Below are 13,604 nucleotides of genomic sequence, written 5' to 3'. Positions count from 1 at the left end.
CTGTAATAGTTTCTGAGAGTCTCGAAAACCAAAGAAGCAGGACTTCACCTCAGTGACTATAAAAATTGACGAGGTGATGAAATGAAAAGAAAATTGGCAAGTGCTGCTGCTATCGCAATGATCGGATTATCCGTATTCCAGCCGCTGCAAGCTGGAGCTGCTCCGGAAGAAACGGCAAAAAATGACGAAGTTCGTATTCTCGTCAAACAGAAAGATGGTGTGTTTTCCACACAGGCAACTGACGAAGTCAAAGAAGAACATGGTGTCCGCAACAGCTTCGGTACGGAAGGTTTCACTACAGAAGTATCCAAAAAGGAGCTGAAGGAACTAAAAGCTGATGAAGCCTTGGAAGTGACAGAAGTCAGCGTCTATTCAAAGCAAGAAATGACAGAGAAACGAGATGTGTCGGCGCAAGCAGTATCCGACCGTACACCTTGGGGCATACAGGCCATCTATAATGATCCATCTGTAACCAGGACAAGCGGTGGAAATAATATCAATATAGCAGTCCTGGATACAGGTACATCCGTCAATCACCCCGACCTTGCTGCCAACGTGGAGCAATGTGTCGACTTCACCCAGACATACAGCGGGCAAGTGAATGGCAGCTGTGTCGACCGTGATGGACATGGCACGCATGTGTCTGGCTCCGCACTTGCCAATGGCGGAAACGGTTCTGGTATTTATGGCGTGGCACCGGAAGCAGATCTTTGGGCTTACAAAGTCCTTGGAGATGATGGTCGCGGTTATTCCGATGACATCGCAAACGGCATTCGGAAAGCAGCAGATGATGGAGCGAACCGCGGTGAGAAAGTCGTCATCAGCATGTCACTTGGCGGCGGCCAGGATACTCTCATCTCAAGCGCGGTCCGATATGCAAACTCTAGAGGTGCGTTAGTCATCGCGGCTACAGGAAACTCTGGTCCGTATGAAGGCTCCATCGGCTATCCTGCGGCCTTACCGGAAGCCGTGGCAGTAGCAAACTTGGAAAACCGCCAGCAAAACGGTACCTACCGTGTTGCTGATTCTTCTTCCAGAGGATATAGCCGTACAGATGGTGATTATGTGATTCAGACAGGCGATGTGGAAGTTTCAGCTCCCGGATCAGCTATCCTTTCCACCTACCCAGGAAATACGTACGCCACACTTACCGGCACATCCATGGCCACACCGCACATCTCAGGTCTGGCAGCTAAACTTTGGTCGGAAAACACTAATCTAAGCAGTTCCCAAGTGCGACAAACGCTGCAGTCACGAGCACAATCAAATGACATCCTTGGCGGCTATGGTGCTGCACGCGGTGATGATTACGCCTCCGGGTTCGGATTCCCACGGGTTCGATAATGGGTTAGTAATGAGAAGGCTCCTTTTAGGGGCCTTTTTTTATGCCTGCGATCATTTGTATCCCATCTTATCTCCAAAATAGATCAGTAATGGCTATCTGACGCTGCATTACCGCTTCATACAGTCATCTATCCTGAATGGGAAATCAAAATGGAAAAGTTTCCTGGATAGAGATAAGGGTATTAGATAAGGAAAAAAGAGGGTGCTGCTTACGTGAAGAAGATTGGGTTGTATGTATTTAGTTTGATGTTCATCGGGGCTGGGATTTTGCATTTTGTATTGGATGATGGTTTTGCTGCCATGCTGCCAGTGTGGGTGCCGCTTCGTTATACATTGATTTATTTGACCGGAATTGCAGAGATTGTATTGGCGATTGGATTGTTAGTACCTGCTACTCGGAAATTGACTGCGATAGTCACTGTCATTTACTTGATTGCAATTTTTCCGGCGAATATTTACAGCGCTGTTTATGATATCCCGGCTCCTGGATTTGAAGAAACGGATCAAGCCCTGCTTTATGCCAGACTCCTTGCACAGCCAGCGCTTATTTGGTGGGTTTGGAAGGTTACAAGATGACATGGCAATAAGGATATAGCACATATTCGTTATTCCTTCGCATAGGTTGGAAACAACAATGTATGTTGAGGTGACCTATGCGAACCATCAGTCTATGTATGATCGTTAAGAATGAGGAAGAGGTACTGGCGGGCTGTCTGGAAAGTGTTCGGGATCTGGTTGATGAAATTGTGATTGTGGATACTGGCTCGACTGATCGAACGAAGGAAATAGCTGCGAAGTATACATCAAACGTCTATGACTTTGAATGGATCGATGATTTTTCAGCTGCACGGAATTATAGTTTCAGTAAGGCATCAAGTGATTATATCTTGTGGCTTGATGCTGATGATGTGCTGCTGCCAAATGATCGCGAAGCATTTCGGGATCTATGGAATGATATGAGTGACGATGTGGATGTAGTGTCCATGTATTATCATATTGCACTGGATGATAAAGGGGAGCCGTTGTTTCTTTACAGGAGGAACCGAATCGTTCGGAGCAGCAAGCAATTCCGCTGGCGTGGTGCAGTACACGAATACTTGGAGTTTGGCGGCAATATCCTGATGTCGGAAATAGCCGTCACACATCGGAAAAGCGCCAAGACACATACGATATCAGATCGAAATCTGCGTATATATGAGTCGAATATCGCTTCTGGCAGGGAGCTGACAGCACGTGATATGTTTTATTATGCCAATGAGTTAAAAGATCACGGGCGTTTTGGTCTTGCTAAAGCTTATTACAATAAGTTCTTGGAAACAAAACAAGGCTGGGTGGAGGATAGTATCCGTGCATGTCAGTATCTGGCGGAATGCTGCAAAGCGGAAGGGGATATGGAGGGTTATCGTACGTATTTATTCCAGTCTTTCCGATATGACCGACCGCGGCCTGAGTTTTGCTGTCTTATCGGTGATTTCCTCACAGAGGAAGGGAGTTATGATGCGGCAGCTTATTGGTATCGGCAGGCACTGGACTACGAAGGAAAGGAGCTGCCGGGCTTCAGCGTGCCAGCATATACAACGTGGTATCCTTATTTGCAGCTGACATTGTGTTATTCCCGGCTTGGCCGATTGAATCAGGCAAAGTCTGCCCATGAAAAAGCTGCAGAGTATCATCCGGATCACCCGAGTGTCCGCCATAACGCAGCATTTTTTGAGCAGCTTTCGCTTTGATTTCCTTTTGCTGTTTCCTATGTAATAATACGTACTAATAAAGAAAGATATGGAGGATTAGCTGTGGCATTGGATATTATTGCTTGGATCATTATCGTAGCGGCGTTCGTCGCTAGTTTTGCAGGAATCGTGTATCCTGTCATTCCATCTCCGCTCATGCTGTGGATAGGATTTTTAGTTTTCCAATTCATGCTTAGTGATGGAGACTTATCTGTATGGTTTTGGATTGCGATGGTCATCTTGACGGTGATTCTGGTCATCTCGGATATTATTGCAAATAGTTATTTTGTTAAAAAATTCGGCGGCAGCAAATGGGGAGAGCGAATTGCTGCAGTTGGTGTCATCGTAGGCTCGTTCGTCATTCCGCCTTTTGGTATCATCATTGTGCCATTTGTTGCTGTGCTCGTGACCGAACTCGTCCAAAGAAGGACACCAAAGGAAGCAATCTATTCGTCCATCGGTTCACTCCTTGGATTCCTGGGCGGATCGATTGCGAAGATTGTGATTCAGCTGGTTATGATCATATGGTTCTTCATTGCAGCCTTTGTATAAAAAAAGCGAGCATCTCTGCTCGCCTTTTTTTATGCGTATGTGGTTTTTTGTAATCTCATATCGAAAATGTAATAGCCGAATGGAATGACAGATGCAATCAAAGCAAAAAATGCCCATTTCAATCCCCAGCCGACTTTCAATGTTGTATAGCCAGTCCAAATGACGTACAAGACGAAAAGACCGCCATGAATGGCGCCGATATAGGTGACGAAAATTGGTATATCCATCATGTATTTCATTGGCATTGCAAAGAACAGCAGCAGAAGCAGAGAAGTCCCCTCGAGAAATCCGATCATCCGGAACCATTTCAGTGTCGCTTGCATGAAAGCCCTCCCAAAAACTATTTATAAATAGTATAAGCAAGCAAGCTTCTATTTACCACTCTTGGGGAAAACTTGTCATAACTTTGTCAAATATCACTGCACATCATATATTTCCGGGCGTCTGTCCTGGAAGACTGGAATACGGCTCCGCACATCATCCACTTGGTCAAGATCTGCTTCCCCATACAAGATACCTGCTGCCTCACCAGCTTCGGCGATGATTTCTCCCCATGGTCCGATGATCAGGCTGTGTCCGGCAAATTCATTGGCAGGATCACTTCCCGCGCGGTTGCAAGCCACTACAAAGCACTGATTCTCAATGGCACGGCTAAGCAACAGTGCGCGCCAATGATCCAGTCTAGCTTTCGGCCATTCGGCGACGACGAACAATACTTGCTGGTCATGAACCATATGCGTACGGATGAATTCAGGGAAACGGATATCGTAACAAATGACACCAGCGGCACGCTTATTTCCAATGGAAAATGAAGCCGACCTGCTGCCTTGTGTCAGGAACTTCTCTTCATCCATGAGACGGAATAGATGAGCTTTATCATATTCGTGGAGCAGTTCACCTGCAGGTCCAAAGACGAGCATGGTATTGAAAATGCCAGCTTCCGTCTGTTTGGCAATGGATCCTGCAACAATATATTTTTGATATTTCTTAGAAAGAGTGCTTATGAAGTGTTTTGTAGTTTCCCCGTCCGCATCGCTGATTGCATCAAGGCGTGTCAGGTCATAGCCTGTGGTCCATAACTCAGGGAGTACGATGACCTCGGCATTTTCCTGGGCTTCACTAATCAAAGCTTCCACTTTGCGATAATTCGCTTCCGGATCTCCAAACACGACATCATGCTGAATCAATGCAAGTTTCATTGTTTCACCCCTTGCTTTGTCGAAGCAAATGCTTCTATCTTATGCATCGCTTCCATGACTGCATCCGATGAAGATACATGCATGAAATGAATGGATTCACCAGGGGCAACCGCAGCTTCAGCGGCAATCTTCATTGCTTGCTCAGCGTTTTCTGTTACACCGAGTTCCTGAAGCCCTGTAGGCAAACCAAGCTTCCGGTAGATAGGCAGAAGCGTCTGGATCTCTTCGAATTTCTCCTCCAGTGCCAGCTGGACAAGAATGCCGTACGCTACTTTATTCCCGTGCAATTGATCATGTGTTGCTGCAACCCTGGTCAAGCCATTATGAATGGAATGAGCACCAGCAATACGGCCGTACGAATCACCGAAACCGCCAACCATTCCACCGGCCATGATGACAGTTTCTGCGACACGGAGAAAAGCACTGTCTGCCCGCTTGTGCTGCAGGGAAAGGATGGCAGCATCACCCTCGGCAATGAGAACGTCACGGCATAGTTTGGCAGCATTGCGTGCTATTTGAACAGCAAGTGGTCGATCAGTCATTTTTTCGGTAAGTGCATCGGCTTCATACCATTTCGCTAATGTATCACCTATGCCGGCAATCAAATAAGGAACCGGCGTGGTAAGCAGCAGCCTCGGTTCGACCAATACCATAAAAGTACTGCGCGGAAAGATGGTATATTCGGCAAAATTGCCTGCTTCATCATAGAAAACGCTCAGTGAAGCCCATGGAGAACAGTTGGAAACAATGGTGGGGATCAAGATGACTGGCAGTCCTGCTTCATTGGCAGCAGCTTTAGCGGTATCCAACACTTTTCCTCCGCCGGTACCGATTATGAATTGAGCGGATTGTTCTGTGGCGATGTTTGCCAAACGAGCTGCTTCCGCATGTGTACAGTGACCATTGTAGGCAACACGCTTAACCGGCAAATCGATCTGGTCAAGAAAGGGGGAAGCTGCTTTCCAGGATGCATCACCGTGGATGAGCAAGCCATTTGTCCAATTTAATTCTGCAAGTTTTGCTGGCAGGGTTTCCAATATATTTTCTTCACAGGCATAATAATTCGGTGCACCTTTGATATGGATGGTCATATGCTCACCTCTGTTTTTTTATATGAAAAAGCCTCTTCCAAGTGACTAGGAAGAGGGATGGACTGTTATCTGCATTCCCTTATCCCTCAGCGACTGCTGTTGGAATTAGCACCGTGTGCGGCTTGCATCGGTTGCCGGGCATCATCGGGCCAAATCCCTCCGCCGTCTCTTGATAAGAGTGTTTGATTACTGTATGATTTGTTCATTATTGCACTCTATTTCCAACAATGTCAAGATTGCTAATAGTCAGACACTATAAAAGTTATAACACAGGAGCGTGAGTAAGATGGATTTCCCGGTTTCAGATGCATTACGGCGGCTGCCAGAACAATTTTTTGCAGGATTGGTGAAAAAAATCGAAAAGCTAGAGAAAGAGGGGCATGACATCATCAAGCTGGGACAGGGAAACCCTGATCAGCCGACGCCGCAACATATCGTGGAAAAATTGAAGCAGGCTTCAGATAATCCTGCTTATCATAAATATTCGCCTTTCAGGGGCTTTGATTTTCTTAAACAAGCAATTTGTGATTTTTATGCGCGTGAATATGATGTGGAATTGGATCCCGAGACGGAAGTGGCCATTTTATCCGGAGCGAAAACCGGGTTGGTGGAAATCAGTCAGTGTTTATTGAATCCTGGTGATTTGGCCCTGCTGCCGGATCCGGGATATCCTGACTATATGTCTGGTATCGAGCTCGCTCAAGCGCGGACGTCACTCCTGCCGCTGACAGCCGAAAATGACTTTCTTCCCGATTACGAAATCATTTCAGAGAAAGAACGGCAGGAAGCAAAACTGTTGTTTTTGAACTATCCGAACAACCCGACAGCTGCCACGGCAGACCAGGATTTTTTTGACAAAACAGTGGCGTTGGCGAAGGATCATAACATATGTGTGCTACATGATTTCGCTTATGGGGCACTTGGATTCGATGGTGAAAAACCGCGAAGCTTCCTGCAATCAGAAGGGAGCAAGGAAGTGGGCATCGAAATGTATACCTTGTCCAAGACGTATAACATGGCAGGCTGGCGCATCGCGTTTGCGGTTGGCAACGCATCAGTCATCGAGAGCATCAACTTGCTTCAAGACCATATGTATGTGAGTTTGCCTGGAGTCTTGCAGGAGGCTGGGGCTTATGCTCTGACGGCGGACCAGACTTGTGTGGAAGAACTTGTACATACATATGAAGCGAGGCGAGACGTGTTTATAGACAACCTGCGCTCTATCGGCTGGGATGTACCAAAGCCCAAAGGCACTTTCTTTGTCTGGCTGCCGGTCCCGGGAGGATATACTTCAGAGGAATTCGCAAATCTGCTGCTTGAAAAAGCGCATGTGGCGGTGGCTCCTGGCAATGGCTTCGGTGAATATGGCGAAGGATATGTACGAGCTGGTCTATTGGACACAGAAGCAAGGCTGCTGGAGGCTGTGAAGCGAGTGGAGAAGTTGGGTATCTTCTCAAAGGCATGAAAAGAGCCAGTCACGGGGACTGGCTCCTATATCAGCTTGTAACCGCACAGCGATTGGGGCCGGATTCCATATCGGCTTCTTCGGACTCAGCTATCGTCATTTTTCCTTGATTGACTTCGCGTATCAGCTGGTAACTATTCGGCTGTTGAGTCGGGATGCTTTTCAAAACGGAAGAAGTGAACTGACTTGGGTCTTCCATTTGCAGTCGTCTATTTCTCCTATATAAATCTTCCATCCGTGCTTGAACGGTGCCATCCGGGCCGATTTCCGATAGCTCGGAGAAATGGGCAGGCAGGACGATCAAGTCTAAAGATAATAAAGGGAATTTCTCAAATAGCGTATCATGAAGGTCAAGAACCCATTGTTCTGCGTGCCCTGCCAAATCGGGGCGTCCGATCGACTCGGTGAAAAGGATGTCTCCGGAAAGCAGGTAAGTGTCGTCAACGACGAAGCTGACGCTTCCTTCCGTATGTCCCGGAGAGGCAATGCTGCGCATTCCTTCCTCAATCTGGCCGAAAGGAATCTTGATGCCATCCTGCAATGGAGAGAATTCGAATGTTGCCTCTTTGCCGTCTTCAGCCGGGAACCAATAGGTTGCTCCAGTTTCCTCGGCAAGCTTCCGTCCGCCGGATAGATGATCTGCATGGAGGTGGGTATCCAGTACATGCTTGATTGTCCAGCCATTTTCGTTAGCGAAGGATACATAGTCTTCTGTGAATCTAGCCGGATCCACCACGGCGGCTTCCCCATTGGAGACGATCATATAAGAAAGGCATCCTTTTCCGATGCGCATGAACTGGTAGATGGATCCCCCATAAGTGAGATCGCCAATTTTGCGCGGGCTGATCGTTTCTCCCCATGCCGACATGCCGCCGACTACATGAACGATATTATCCATGCCAGCGGCTTCTAAAAGGGATACAGCTGTCTGAGCGGATTTGCCGCGGTAGCACATGACATAAACAGGATCATGTGCCGGCAGCTGCTGGCGGGCTGCGGCAGGATCTGCTTTGATGCTCGCAAATGGAATATCATATCTCTTGACGCTGCTGGAATCGATTGCCCAGTCTTGCACATCTGCTTCCTGTCGGATATCAAGCAAATGGACAGTTTCTTTCTTCTTGATTTTCTCTGCCAGTTCTGATGAGTGCAATGGATTCATGCAATCGTCTCCTTTAGAAATCTTTTTTTATTATAGGAAGGAGCAGTTTGACTCCTTTCTTATTAACAGGGAATATTCTGCTGTCGGCAAGCAAATGGCTGGCGTAGCCGGCTGTGCCAGCAAGTTGGGTGCCGAACAGGGCTGTCTCTTGTTCGAAGAATGTCATCAGTATGTAGAAATAGATCAGCCCGATCAGCGAATGCGTGTAACTTCTGTGGCTGAGCAAGGATGCAATCCCGATATAGCACCCGCTCATGACGATCCATGTGTGTCCGGCATATAATCCTGTCAGCAAAACTGCGATGCCGGTGATCAGCAGCATGAACTTTTTATTGATTACGCGGGAGAGTACCATGATTCCTGCTCCGATTGCCAAGCCGATGTAACGATCTTGACCATATAAATTCCACATACTATATAGTATGAGCAATAGACCGATAAAAATTGTAATATTACGGATAGCTTTATGTGAAAAAGTGATGCGATTGGAAAGAAGACCGCCTGTATCCAAATCAGGCACCAAAGCTGCGACTGCAGCTGTGCAGGTCATTGTGACAGTGACTGCGCCCTCTGCATCCAAGGCAGTTGCGCTGGCGAATCCAGCGCCTGCTCCAATCAATAGATGGGTAATTCCTTTCATTCCAGTTGTGCCTCCAAAAGTTAGTCTTTAAAAGCATACTAGAATCTTTATGTCCTGGCTATCCGTATTGTTTCTGATGTGCTTTCTTCCGGGAAAGATAATCTTCATCTTCACGGATTTCATCCCACTTCTTTTTGAATATCTGGGCGGAAGCTGCCTTCTCATCATCGATTTGCCGCTCGTGCCTTTCTGTCTTGTCTGCATCTTTATACTTTTTGCCGCCTTTGTAATTGGCATAGCGGCGTGCGCGGGTATAGCCCATCTGGATATATTTCCTGGCCATATCCATGCCGACGAAATCATCCTGCTTGCGGTAATCCTCGAACATTTCGGAAATCTTCCGGCAGGATTCTTCGGCGATTTCCGGAGTTTTGAAGCGCCAATGGGGAAGGATTTCACTTTTATAAGGCTCCACCATCAGCACACCTTGTTCACCGCGGCCGACACGATACTTGTCCGGATGTTTGCGAAAATCGGTCGAGGCATCAAAATGATCGTAATAGCCCATTTCCTTTCCCCCTGTCTTGTTGTTAATGTATATAGTTACCGAATGTGCAGCACGTGAAACGCGATTTTTCTAATGGACATAGAAGGCAGCCGCATTCGTTTGTGATAAAATGAAACTAATGGTCTCATGTCAGAAAGGAATGGTCACAGTTGAGTAAAACAAAAGTAGGTATCGTCTTCGGCGGAAAATCCGCTGAACATGAAGTTTCCTTACAATCAGCAAAAAATATTGCCGATGCAATCGATAAAAATAAATATGATGTTGTCCTTATCGGAATCGATAAAAATGGAAAATGGCAGCTGAACGATAAAGCGGATTATTTGCTGAACGCAAATGATCCAAAGCATATCGAACTGAAACCTTCCGAGCAAGGCATTGCTGTCGTGCCGGGTGTGACGGAACAGCAGCTTGTCAGTCCGAGTCAAGGTGCAGTCCTCGATCAAGTGGATGTCATCTTCAGCATCCTCCACGGTACACTCGGTGAAGATGGCAGCATGCAAGGCATGCTTCGAATCGCCAATCTTCCATATGTAGGTCCGAATGTACTCAGTTCGGCCGTCTGCATGGATAAGGATATCGCCAAGCGTCTATTGAAGGAAGCGGGAATTCGTGTTGCGAATGGTTTCACCTTCAAAAAGCGTCAGCTTGGATCCATCAAATATGAAGAAGTGGCAAAAGTGCTGGGCAGCACAGTCTTCATCAAACCTGCCAACCAAGGTTCCTCTGTCGGCGTAAGCAAAGCCAAGACAGAAGAAGAGTTCTACAAAGGTTTGGAAGAAGCATTCCGTTATGACACGAAAGTGCTTGTCGAAGAAGCAATCGTAGGCCGTGAAATCGAAGTTGCTGTACTCGGAAATGAAGAGCCGATCGCGTCCTTGCCTGGCGAAATCCTGCCGAAGACAGAATTTTATTCTTATGAATCCAAGTATATCGATGAATCCGGTGCGGATCTTGCTATTCCTGCCCAGCTTTCCGAGTCTGTTACAGAACAAGCAAGAAAGCTTGCGGTTGAAGTATTCCAAACGCTTGACGTCGAAGGTCTTGCACGTGTTGATTTCTTCTTGACCGAAGCAGGCGAATTCGTTGTGAATGAAGTGAACACACTGCCAGGCTTCACCAAAATCAGTATGTATCCGAAACTTTGGGACATCACAGGCATCTCCTATCCAGACTTGATCGACCGTCTGATCCAGCTGGCTATCGAGCGTCATAAACGTGATAATGAATTGAGTAACGCGGCTTTTGAACAATTTTGATTGAGAAATAGCCTTATCATGTATCAAAAGGAAAACCTTACCTAGCAGGAGAATCACCAAAAAGATTCTCCGCAGTGTAAGGTTTTCTTTTTTTTTTTTGCTGGTATTCGGAACGGAAGAACCGAACCGCGAATCTCACTGGTTATCTTATAGGTTGATATAAATATTAACCGATTTGGTTTTAAATGGTATATTAGGTGTTGATTGTAATGTAATACGAGGTGAATCATGATGATAGAAGTAAAACGCCAAAAAAGCTTGGCGGATCAATTAAGAAATTATGATGTGATAGTGGATGGTAAAAAGTTAGGGACTGTTAATCAAAAAGAAAGCCGTAGTTTCCGTGTAGAGCCTGGCAAACATACAATCCACTTAGAAATTGATTGGTGCAGAAGTAAAAAAATAGAGTTTGAATCTCGTGAAAACGAAGTAGTCAGCTTTAAGTGCGGAGGGTTGAGGGGAATAAGATTTCTTTTAGTAGTATGGTACATAACCTTTGGTCGCAGCAGCTACATCTGGCTGAAACGAGATTGAAAAGATGTGAGTAACACACTGACAAAGGTGCTGTTATTGACAGCATCCCAGTCACTTGGGTCATTTTTTCATATGCAAAAGCGTCCAGCTATGATACAATGGACTGCAGAATAGAATAAAAAATCCAGGCCATCCTGGGAGAGGTTCTAGCACAACCCTCTATAAAAAACTAAGGAACTATATCCTTGGGTATAGTCTTTTTTATTTTTTTATGGATAATTGGCAGCCTCTTCCTCTTGGAAGAGGCTTTTTTATTGGAGTGTCTGGAAAAAAGGAGAAACGCAATGAAGAAGGGTAAAGCCATCGTCGTATTCAGCGGCGGTCAAGATAGTACAACTTGTTTGTTTTGGGCAATGGAGCAGTTCGAGGAAGTGGAGGCTGTCACATTCAATTATAATCAGCGCCATAGCCTGGAGATCGAGGTTGCTGAACAAATAGCGAAAGAACAAGGAATCAGACATCATGTATTGGATATGTCCCTACTGAATCAGCTGGCTCCAAATGCGCTGACCAGGGATGATATCGAAATCGAACAAGAGGAAGGAGAGCTTCCGTCCACATTCGTGCCTGGGCGTAATCTAGTATTCCTTTCCTTTGCTGCGATTTTGGCTCACCAAGTAGGTGCTAAGCATCTTGTCACAGGTGTCTGTGAAACGGACTTCAGTGGCTATCCGGATTGCCGTGATATTTTCGTGAAATCGTTGAATGTATCTCTTAATCTATCAATGGATAAAGATTTCGTCATTCATACGCCATTGATGTGGCTGGATAAAGCAGAAACTTGGGAAATGGCGGACCAGCTCGGTCAGCTTGAGTTTGTGAAGGAAAAAACACTTACTTGCTATAACGGCATCATAGCCCAGGGCTGCGGCGAGTGCCCAGCTTGTAAGCTTCGTCAGAACGGGCTTGATCAATACGAAGCGAAAAAGGCGGCAGGTGTATGATCCAGCAAATCTATCCGCAAGTGCAGCATGATTATTGCTACGAATTGAATAAGGATCTGCATTTTGCAGCAGCGCACAGCATCCAGCATCCGGATGCCGGCAAGTGTCAGCAAGTGCATGGCCACACGTATTTCGCCAATGTGACGATTGCTGGGGATGAATTGGATGATGGTGGATTTTTATTCAATTTCTCCACGATCAAAGCATTGATTCATAAAAAATTCGATCATACGCTTTTGAATGACCACACCGATGTATTTGAGGAAGACGATTTTCCGACAACGGAAGTGATGGCGCGAAAAATCCATGAATTGATTCAACAAGAACTGGATCAGCTGCCTCACAAGCCGAAATGCCTGCAAGTATTTTTGCGTGAGACACCGACCAGCTATTGTGTATATCGACCAAAGCGAGGAACAGAAAATGGCAAGTAAATTTCCGGTTTTAGAAGTATTCGGTCCTACCGTGCAAGGAGAAGGAATGGTTGTCGGACAGAAGACGATGTTCGTCCGTACAGCAGGCTGCGATTATAGCTGCAGCTGGTGCGATTCTGCTTTTACTTGGGATGGATCAGCCAAGGATGACATCCGGCAGCTGACTGCTGAGGAAATATGGGACCGACTGGAGGAAGTGGGCGGAGATCGTTTCCGTCACGTGACCATTTCCGGTGGGAACCCTGCATTATTGAAAAACTTAGGGGAGTTCACAGAGCTCCTTAGAAAAAAAGACATTCGCATTGCTTTGGAAACCCAAGGCAGCCGATTCCAGCCGTGGTTCTTGGAAATCGACGATCTGACGATTTCACCGAAACCGCCCAGCTCCTTGATGAAGACCGATTTTCACCGTTTGGATGAAATAATCAACAATCTGAGAGAAGCTGGACGCCTGATGCATGTCAGTCTGAAAGTTGTCATCTTCGACGAAGAGGATTTGCGTTATGCAACAGATGTTCATAAACGCTATCCAGATGTCAGTTTTTATGTGCAAGTCGGTAATCACGATACCGCTACTTTGGATGATGCGGCATTGAAGGATGCACTGCTGTCCAAATATGAATGGCTGATCGATCAAGTATCTGCATCCAATGAATTGAATCATGTGCGTGTGTTGCCGCAGCTTCATACACTTGTATGGGGAAACAAACGCGGTGTATAAATGGGAAGACGAGTCGACCGACTC

16 protein-coding genes and 2 riboswitches are annotated in these 13,604 nt (G+C 46.3%); of the genes, 10 read left to right on the top strand and 6 right to left on the bottom strand.

The features are described 5' to 3' along the window. Positions 1-81 precede the first annotated feature (81 nt). The 4 genes from SFC66_RS14950 to SFC66_RS14935 all read left to right on the top strand — a co-directional run bounded on the left by SFC66_RS14950 (position 82) and on the right by SFC66_RS14935 (position 3,626). Positions 82-1,344, top strand: coding sequence for a S8 family peptidase (locus tag SFC66_RS14950; RefSeq protein WP_411219529.1), 1,263 nt, complete (start codon positions 82-84; stop codon positions 1,342-1,344). A 213-nt stretch (positions 1,345-1,557) separates the two neighbouring features. Next, on the top strand, positions 1,558-1,920 hold the full coding sequence (locus SFC66_RS14945; RefSeq protein WP_411219528.1) for a DoxX family protein: 363 nt from the start codon (positions 1,558-1,560) through the stop codon (positions 1,918-1,920). A gap of 77 nt (positions 1,921-1,997) precedes the next feature. Continuing rightward, positions 1,998-3,074, top strand: a complete 1,077-nt coding sequence (locus SFC66_RS14940) for a glycosyltransferase (RefSeq protein ID WP_411219527.1) — start codon at positions 1,998-2,000, stop codon at positions 3,072-3,074. Positions 3,075-3,143: 69 nt separating this feature from the next. After that, positions 3,144-3,626 (top strand): DUF456 domain-containing protein, encoded by a 483-nt coding sequence (locus SFC66_RS14935; protein ID WP_411219780.1) that lies wholly within the window; start codon positions 3,144-3,146, stop codon positions 3,624-3,626. Positions 3,627-3,655: 29 nt separating this feature from the next. On the opposite strand, the gene SFC66_RS14930 is transcribed toward SFC66_RS14935, so the two are convergent. The 3 genes from SFC66_RS14930 to SFC66_RS14920 all read right to left on the bottom strand — a co-directional run bounded on the left by SFC66_RS14930 (position 3,656) and on the right by SFC66_RS14920 (position 5,916). Then, on the bottom strand, positions 3,656-3,949 hold the full coding sequence (locus tag SFC66_RS14930) for a DUF3817 domain-containing protein (RefSeq protein ID WP_411219526.1): 294 nt from the start codon (positions 3,947-3,949) through the stop codon (positions 3,656-3,658). 93 nt (positions 3,950-4,042) lie between these two features. Next, positions 4,043-4,825, bottom strand: a complete 783-nt coding sequence (locus tag SFC66_RS14925; RefSeq protein ID WP_411219525.1) for a carbon-nitrogen family hydrolase — start codon at positions 4,823-4,825, stop codon at positions 4,043-4,045. Next, positions 4,822-5,916, bottom strand: coding sequence for an iron-containing alcohol dehydrogenase family protein (locus SFC66_RS14920; RefSeq protein WP_411219524.1), 1,095 nt, complete (start codon positions 5,914-5,916; stop codon positions 4,822-4,824). The genes SFC66_RS14925 and SFC66_RS14920 overlap by 4 nt, the downstream gene beginning before the upstream one ends. 76 nt (positions 5,917-5,992) lie before the next feature. Beyond that, positions 5,993-6,095, bottom strand: a riboswitch (SAM riboswitch). 107 nt (positions 6,096-6,202) lie between these two features. Between SFC66_RS14920 and SFC66_RS14915 the strand changes: the two genes are divergently transcribed. Next, the gene (locus SFC66_RS14915) at positions 6,203-7,381 is read left to right on the top strand and encodes a pyridoxal phosphate-dependent aminotransferase (RefSeq protein ID WP_411219779.1); all 1,179 of its coding nucleotides are present in this window, start codon (positions 6,203-6,205) and stop codon (positions 7,379-7,381) included. Between the two features lie 31 nt (positions 7,382-7,412). Here the strand turns inward: SFC66_RS14915 and SFC66_RS14910 are convergent, their stop codons facing one another. From SFC66_RS14910 to SFC66_RS14900, 3 genes are read right to left on the bottom strand one after another with little or no spacing between them, the layout of a single operon-like run. Beyond that, the gene (locus SFC66_RS14910; RefSeq protein WP_411219523.1) at positions 7,413-8,543 is read right to left on the bottom strand and encodes an MBL fold metallo-hydrolase; all 1,131 of its coding nucleotides are present in this window, start codon (positions 8,541-8,543) and stop codon (positions 7,413-7,415) included. A gap of 13 nt (positions 8,544-8,556) precedes the next feature. Continuing rightward, positions 8,557-9,183, bottom strand: a complete 627-nt coding sequence (locus tag SFC66_RS14905) for a metal-dependent hydrolase (protein ID WP_411219522.1) — start codon at positions 9,181-9,183, stop codon at positions 8,557-8,559. A gap of 58 nt (positions 9,184-9,241) precedes the next feature. Beyond that, a complete protein-coding gene (locus SFC66_RS14900; RefSeq protein WP_411219521.1) occupies positions 9,242-9,691 on the bottom strand; it encodes a DUF4385 domain-containing protein in 450 nt (149 codons plus the stop codon). A 149-nt stretch (positions 9,692-9,840) separates the two neighbouring features. On the opposite strand from SFC66_RS14900, the gene ddlA reads away from it, so the two are divergent. From ddlA to queE, 5 genes are all read left to right on the top strand, one after another. Beyond that, positions 9,841-10,947, top strand: a complete 1,107-nt coding sequence (gene ddlA, locus SFC66_RS14895) for a D-alanine--D-alanine ligase (RefSeq protein ID WP_411219520.1) — start codon at positions 9,841-9,843, stop codon at positions 10,945-10,947. 228 nt (positions 10,948-11,175) lie between these two features. After that, complete coding sequence (locus SFC66_RS14890; protein ID WP_411219519.1) at positions 11,176-11,481, top strand: hypothetical protein; 306 nt, start codon at positions 11,176-11,178, stop codon at positions 11,479-11,481. Between the two features lie 134 nt (positions 11,482-11,615). Continuing rightward, positions 11,616-11,660: riboswitch (PreQ1 riboswitch) on the top strand. A gap of 105 nt (positions 11,661-11,765) precedes the next feature. Continuing rightward, on the top strand, positions 11,766-12,425 hold the full coding sequence (queC, locus tag SFC66_RS14885) for a 7-cyano-7-deazaguanine synthase QueC (RefSeq protein WP_411219518.1): 660 nt from the start codon (positions 11,766-11,768) through the stop codon (positions 12,423-12,425). Continuing rightward, a complete protein-coding gene (locus SFC66_RS14880) occupies positions 12,422-12,859 on the top strand; it encodes a 6-pyruvoyl trahydropterin synthase family protein (protein ID WP_411219517.1) in 438 nt (145 codons plus the stop codon). Before queC ends, SFC66_RS14880 begins: the two co-directional genes overlap by 4 nt. Then, entirely contained in the window at positions 12,849-13,580 is a 732-nt protein-coding gene (queE, locus tag SFC66_RS14875) for a 7-carboxy-7-deazaguanine synthase QueE (RefSeq protein ID WP_411219516.1), read from the top strand. The genes SFC66_RS14880 and queE overlap by 11 nt, the downstream gene beginning before the upstream one ends. The last annotated feature ends 24 nt before the right edge of the window (positions 13,581-13,604 follow it).

The sequence above is a fragment of the Terribacillus saccharophilus genome, assembly GCF_046592895.1.
GTDB lineage: Bacteria > Bacillota > Bacilli > Bacillales > Amphibacillaceae > Terribacillus > Terribacillus saccharophilus_D.
This window is presented reverse-complemented; position numbering and strand designations above follow the sequence as displayed.